General features: G+C 35.2%; 3 protein-coding genes. All 3 read right to left on the bottom strand.

What is annotated here, in order from left to right:
- Positions 1-1,340: condensation domain-containing protein (locus tag JOC54_RS22710; protein WP_239586900.1), on the bottom strand; the 1,340-nt coding region annotated here is incomplete at its 3' end.
- 29 nt (positions 1,341-1,369) lie between these two features.
- Complete coding sequence (locus JOC54_RS22705; RefSeq protein WP_204469429.1) at positions 1,370-5,941, bottom strand: non-ribosomal peptide synthetase; 4,572 nt, start codon at positions 5,939-5,941, stop codon at positions 1,370-1,372.
- A 6-nt stretch (positions 5,942-5,947) separates the two neighbouring features.
- Positions 5,948-7,731: condensation domain-containing protein (locus tag JOC54_RS22700; RefSeq protein WP_239586899.1), on the bottom strand; the 1,784-nt coding region annotated here is incomplete at its 5' end.

The following is a 7,731-nucleotide window of genomic DNA, read 5'->3' as shown; positions in this document are numbered from 1 at the left end:
AGTTGCCCTTTCTCTTCTTTGGTCAACAGAGAAAATTCAGATAGTTTATATTCTGGATGGTTTACAACCTCTTCTAGCAATATTTGAAAATGGTTCATTATGATGCGTACTGAATCATGATTAAATCTTGATTCGTCAAACAAAGTCTTTATTCTAATGGAATCACCAGGCACAATCATTAAACTCAAAGGATAATTTGTAACAGTGTTAGTAACAACACTCTTAACATTAATTCCATTCTTTGATTCATTCATTGATTGATCAATTGGATAATTTTCAAAAACTAGAACACTCTCAAATAAAGGCAGATCACGCGGAACTTCACTCCATCCATGAACGTCTACTAAACGACTGGCTTCTACTTGCTGAAGTTGTATCAGTTGTTCCTGTAATTCTTTTAACCACGGCAACAGAGTTTCATTTGAACTTACATTGACTCGTATTGGAAGTGTATTAATAAATAGTCCAATCATTGTTTCAACATCTTGTAAGTCTCCAGCTCGACCAGATACTACAGAGCCATGTACAATGTCTATGTTTCCACTATACCGATTCAATAATATTGCCCAAGCACCTTGCAATATACTATTTAAAGTTATCTCATTTTCACTAGCAAAAAAACGTAACCTTGTAGTCAAATGGTAAGATAAACTGTAATCAATTTCTCCATAATTATCACTAGTTGAAGAATGAATAGTTGACTCAAAAGGTAATGGTGTGGGGGCTTTAAAACCCTTTAGCCTTTCACGCCAATGATTTTCAATCATTGAAGTATCTTGTTTCAAAATCCAATTAATGTATTCTTTGTAAGGCTTCGGTTTATCTAGTCTAGGTATATGGTTATTAACATAGCCTTGGTATAATTCGAATACTTCTTTTAACAGACGTGACATCGACCATCCATCAAGCAATAAATGATGAAAACTCCAAATAAAATGATATGCTTGTTCCCTCAAGCGGATAAGTTTAAAACGTAACAAAGGCGCTTTAACAATGTCGTACCCTTGATTCATATCCCTCCTTAAAATGCTTTGCAGTCTGTTCTTTTGTTCCATTTCGGTAAGCATCCTGAAGTCTGAGCTTTTCCATGGCACGCTAACCTCTTTCATTATCACTTGCAAAGTTTTTTCATGATTTTTCCATATAAACGAGCGTAAAATTTCATGCCTTTTTATGACATCTTCCCATGCATTACGAAAGAATTGTTCATTTATTTCTCCTTCAAATATGCATGTAAATTGACATCCATACACCCCCGATTGAGGCGAGTATAAACTATGAAATAACATACCTTCCTGAACTGGGGAAAGTGGATAAATCGCTTCGATATCTTTAGCCATCTAGAGACACTCCCTTCAATTAAATAAAATTAGTTCGATATATTGATAATGTCATTTAATTCTTCTTGATTTAACTTTGCCTCCGGAAAGTCTGAAGGTGTGTATTCCATTGAAGACGTCAAGCAATGATTGATTACTTCCCGTAACTTATCCATATACTCATTAGCTAACTTGCTTATCGTCCTTCTTTCATGCAGGTTTTTACTGTATCTCCAATTTAATTGCAGCGTTTCATCCATAATCTTCCCGCTAATTTCTAATACATATGGACGATTATTATCCTGGCTCTGTTCCAATCCGACACTTTCATGCGCCATTTTGAACAAAGCTGCTTCTGTCAAGGCCTGGTCAAATTGCCCTAAATAGTTAAAGCTCACTTCCGAATTAGCACTTGGTATTTCGTTACTTCCCAGATATTTCAATACCCCGTAGTCTATCCCTCCATTTGGGATTTTCCGAATACCTTCTTTCACTTGCTTAATTCCCTCACCTATATCATTCTTATTTCTTAATCCAATTTGTACAGGATAAATACTTGTAAACCATCCCACAGTTCTTGAGCAATCGACTTCATCATCAAACTGTTCTCGACCGTGCCCTTCAACGTCTATTAATAAAGGGGTGCGACCTATCCATTCACTAAACGTTTCTCCCAAAACCATTAATAATATCTCCTGGATCTGTGTGTGATAAGTCTTTGGGACTTCCTGTAATAAGGATGCTGTATATGCTTGATTTAGTTCTACTGATACATTATCTGTAGAAGCCACTGTATTTTCTCCTTGGTAGTCGATCGCTAACGGTGTGCTCCCCTTACTAATTACATCTAACCAATACGCTTTTTCTTTCTGAATTTTATCCGAATCTACATACTCTAGAAGTTTCTCAGCCCATTTTTTATAAGACATCGTTTTTGAAGGCAATTTGGGTTCTTCTTGATTCTTTAAATCTTGATAAATCTTATGTAAATCATCTAATAAGATTCGCCAAGACACACCATCAACCACTAAATGGTGGATAATGATTAATATTCGGTTGGGTTGCTTTCGTCCCAAGTTGAAATAACGTACATTCACCAAAGGCCCCTTTTCGATACTTAATTCTTGTTGAGCCCTATTTGCGATTCTCTCCATTTCCTTTTTTTGTAATTCACTTGAGTGGTCCGCTAAATCAATAACCTTAAATTCTTGTAATTCCCCATCTAATCCGACATTTTCTTGTTTCCAGCCTTCTTCACTCAATGAAAATCGACTCCGTAATGCATCATGATACTCTATTAAATAGTCGAATGATTTTTTTAGAAGAACTGGGTCTATTTCATCGCGCACCTGTAAAAACAATGATTGGTTAAAATGATTAGGCTCTTCAAGCATCGTTTCGAAAAACCATTGTTGAACAGGCGTTAATGGAACATTGCCTTCAATCAATCCTTGTTCTTCATTGTCTTCTACCTCTCTTACTACGCTCACTAAGTTAGCGATTGTCCGGTGATGAAACAAATCTTTAGGCGTGAAATTCAACCCCTGTTCCTTGGCTTTCGCAATCAGTCTAATTGCCAAGATGGAATCCCCACCAATCTCAAAAAAGTTATCGGTAATTCCAACCTTTTTTCTACTTAAAACTTCTTCCCATATCTCTGTGAGTACTCTCTCTCTATTCGTAGTAGGCTCTTCATAGATTGTTTCGGTATTCAGGTTAGATGTGTATGGTTTAGGCAGTGCCTTTCTATCCACTTTCCCATTGGTATTTAACGGAAAACTATCTAGTGAAATATAATGACTTGGTATCATGAAACCAGGTAAACAATTCGCTAAATAAACTTTTAAATATTCCTTTGTAAAACTATCATTGCTAGGTATATAGTACACACAGATTTCTTTAGTCCCAGATAAACTAGTAGTTAATATAGCAATTGCATCCTCTATTAACTCATGCTCGCATAATCGACGACTAACCTCCGACAATTCGACTCTATTACCTCGAATCTTAATTTGGTCATCAGTACGCCCGATATATTCTATAACACCATCATTACGAAGGCGCACTATATCACCTGTTCGATAACATTTTTCTTGAGCATGAAATGGACTATTAATAAATTTTTCTGCAGTTAAATCTTCTCTATTTAAATAACCATCCGCCACCCCATCTCCCGCTACTAATAATTCTCCTGCCACTCCAATTGGTAGAAGACGTAAGTTCTCGTCCACAACATAAGCTTTAGAATTTGATATAGGGACCCCTATCGGAATAGGACCTTCATGTTTTTTATTTATAGAATAAGTCGTAGAATAAGTTGTATTCTCTGTTGGTCCATAACCATTAATTATAACAAGGTCAGGATTCTCCTCTATAATCTTGTTGGTAAATTGAGTAGAGAGCACATCTCCTCCAGTAAGTAGCGTATCTACCCCTTTAAAAGTCTTACAATCTTGTTGAGCAATTTGATGCAGAACAGGAGTCGATAAAAACATTGTATTAATAGAAGAAGCGCGAATGATTTTTTTGAGTTTTTCGTTATCTAATAATTGATCCTCATGGATAATATTTAAATGTCCTCCATTTAATAAGGTCCCCCAAATCTCTAAAGTGGTAGCGTCAAAAACCACAGAACCAGTCATAAGCATCTTTGTATTTTTATCAAAATTTATATACCTTGTATTCTTAACTAATCTAATTACATTCCGATGATTTACCAAAACCCCTTTTGGCTTCCCTGTTGATCCAGAGGTGTACATAATATAACAAAGATCTGAAGCATCTACTGTCGCATTTTCCGTAGAATATTTTAGTGAAACCATATTTTTATGATTCAAATCGTAAACTTTCCCTGCAAAATCCAGATTATCGATGTCCACATCATCTTTCTTAAACAATATTTCTATTCCAGAATCTTCTATTATCATTTTAATTCGTTCTGCCGGGTATTCACTATCCAGAGGAACGTAAACCGCACCAGCTTTTAACACAGCTATCATGCCGACCACTGTTTCAATAGAACGCCCAGTAAGTAAGGCGACACGAGCCCCTTTCTTAATACCATGCTGTTTCAAATCAGCAAAAATATTGTTAGCCATTGAATTAACTTGGCTATAAGATAATTCCACATCTCCAAAACTAAGAGCTACTGCATTAGGGTCGTCTGTGACTTGTTCTTCAAATAGTTTTGGAATTGAACTATTTCTTGGATAATCAGTAGTTGTATTATTAAAAACATTTAATATCTCGTTTTTACCTTTAGCTGTAATAACTTCAAATTCACCTACCAATTTAGTCTGATCTAATTGTGTCAATAAATTAGTAAATTGATCGAGGATACTAGCAATAACCGCCTCGCTAAAACGTGTCTTATGAAATAAAACTTTTATTCTCATTTTTTTGTTTGGATACACAACTATCGACAGAGGATAATTTGTACTGTCTACAGAACTGGCTTTTTTTAAATGCAATCCCTCAGCTATTTTTTCATTATCTTCAATTTCAAAGGGATAATTTTCATAGACAAATATACTTTCAAATAATGCATTTCCGCTCGTTATATTAATATTTTTACCGATATTAACCAAAGGCATATATTCATATTGTCTTAATTCTATTAGTTGTTCTTGCAATCTTTCGACAAACGAGATAAAATTTTCATCGTCTTTAATACTAATCCTTACTGGAAGTGTATTAATAAGCATTCCAACCATTTTATCAAAATACTTGGGAGTACCCGTTCTCCCTGAAACAACTGTTCCATAGACTATATCTCTTTTTCTACTATATGTGCTCAATAGTATTGACCATATCCCTTGAAAAAGACTATTCATTGTAAAGTTATTATTCTTTGCAAAGTGATTTAATTTGTTTGTTATATCTTCAGAAACAAAAACTTCTTTAATCCCGTAAATACTGTTTTTGTGACTTTTTTCAACTTTCCCATCAGAAACTAATCCAACTTCTAAGTTAGTAGGTTCCGATAGTCCATTTAGAAGATCCCTCCAGTATTTTTGTGCTTTTGGAATATCTTGTTCTTTAATCCATTTTATATAGTCTTTGTATTGTGATGCCTTCTCTAATTGAAGGTTCGTGTCACATAATAATGATCTATAGATTGAAATGACTTCTTTCAAAATAAGTGCTACTGACCATCCATCAAGCAATAAGTGATGGAAGCTCCAAATAAATTTATTATTATTATTATTATCTTCTTTTATTATACAAAAACGCATTAAAGGGGGATTGGATATGTCAAATCCTCTGACTAAATCTTTTTTCAGAAAAGAATAAACATTCTTTTTTCTTTTTATTGTGTCCATATTGGACATATCGATTACTTCCCAAGGCAAATCAATATGTTTGTAAACGATCTGCATTGGTTTAGAAATATCTTCCCAAAAAAAGGAAGTCCTTAAACTTTCATGTCTCCTAATTACTCTTTCCCACGCTTTTTTAAAAACTGGAATATCAATAATTCCATTTAGATCATATATCATTTGTTGAACATACATACCTGTGTCTGGTGAATCAATTGAGTAAAATAACATTCCTTCTTGAGTGGAGGATAATGGATAAATATCATGAATATTGTTTTCATTGAATATTTCTTCTGTTTCCATTCATATCTATCTCCTTTTGCTCGCCTTTTTTATTAACTTAGTAAATTCTTTTTGATTTAACTTTGCCTCCGGAAAGTCTGAAGGTGTGTATTCCATTGAAGACGTCAAGCAATGATTGATTACTTCCCGTAACTTATCCATATACTCATTAGCTAACTTGCTTATCGTCCTTCTTTCATGCAGGTTTTTACTGTATCTCCAATTTAATTGCAGCGTTTCATCCATAATCTTCCCGCTAATTTCTAATACATATGGACGATTATTATCCTGGTTCTGTTCCAATCCGACACTTTCATGCGCCATTTTGAACAAAGCTGCTTCTGTCAAGGCCTGGTCAATTTGCCCTAAATAGTTAAAGCTCACTTCCGAATTAGCACTTGGTATTTCGTTACTTCCCAGATATTTTAATACCCCGTAGTCTATCCCTCCATTTGGGATTTTCCGAATACCTTCTTTCACTTGCTTAATTCCCTCACCTATATCATTCTTATTTCTTAATCCAATTTGTACAGGATAAATACTTGTAAACCATCCCACAGTTCTTGAGCAATCGACTTCATCATCAAACTGTTCTCGACCGTGCCCTTCAACGTCTATTAATAAAGGGGTGCGACCTATCCATTCACTAAACGTTTCTCCCAAAACCATCAATAATATCTCCTGGATCTGTGTGTGATAAGTCTTTGGGACTTCCTGTAATAAGGATGCTGTATATGCTTGATTTAGTTCTACTGATACATTATCTGTAGAAGCCACTGTATTTTCTCCTTGGTAGTCGATCGCTAACGGTGTGCTCCCCTTACTAATTACATCTAACCAATACGCTTTTTCTTTCTGAATTTTATCCGAATCTACATACTCTAGAAGTTTTTCAGCCCATTTTTTATAAGACATCGTTTTTGAAGGCAATTTGGGTTCTTCTTGATTCTTTAAATCTTGATAAACCTTATGTAAATCATCTAATAAGATTCGCCAAGACACACCATCAACCACTAAATGGTGGATAATGATTAATATTCGGTTGGGTTGCTTTCGTCCCAAGTTGAAATAACGTACATTCACCAAAGGCCCCTTTTCGATACTTAATTCTTGTTGAGCCCTATTTGCGATTCTCCCCATTTCCTTTTTTTGTAATTCACTTGAGTGGTCCGCTAAATCAATAACCTTAAATTCTTGTAATTCCCCATCTAATCCGACATTTTCTTGTTTCCAGCCTTCTTCACTCAATGAAAATCGACTCCGTAATGCATCATGATACTCTATTAAATAGTCGAATGATTTTTTTAGAAGAGCTGGGTCTATTTCATCGCGCACCTGTAAAAACAATGATTGGTTAAAATGATTAGGCTCTTCAAGAATCGTTTCAAAAAACCATTGTTGAACAGGCGTTAATGGAACATTGCCTTCAATCAATCCTTGTTCTTCATTGTCTTCTACCTCTCTTACTACGCTCACTAAGTTAGCGATTGTCCGGTGATGAAACAAATCTTTAGGCGTGAAATTCAACCCCTGTTCCTTGGCTTTCGCAATCAGTCTAATTGCCAAGATGGAATCCCCACCAATCTCAAAAAAGTTATCGGTAATTCCAACCTTTTTTCTACTTAAAACTTCTTCCCATATCTCTGTGAGTACTCTCTCTCTATTCGTAGTAGGCTCTTCATAGATTGTTTCGGTATTCAGGTTAGATGTGTATGGTTTAGGCAGTGCCTTTCTATCCACTTTCCCATTGGCTGTGATTGGCATTTCCTCTAAAGGGAGGATGGATGTAGGTATCATATATTCTGGCAGTT

This window comes from Shouchella xiaoxiensis, assembly GCF_016907895.1.
Taxonomy (GTDB): Bacteria; Bacillota; Bacilli; order Bacillales; family Bacillaceae_D; genus Shouchella; species Shouchella xiaoxiensis.
The sequence above is the reverse complement of the archived record's forward strand: the minus strand, read 5'-3'. Positions and strand labels throughout refer to the sequence as shown.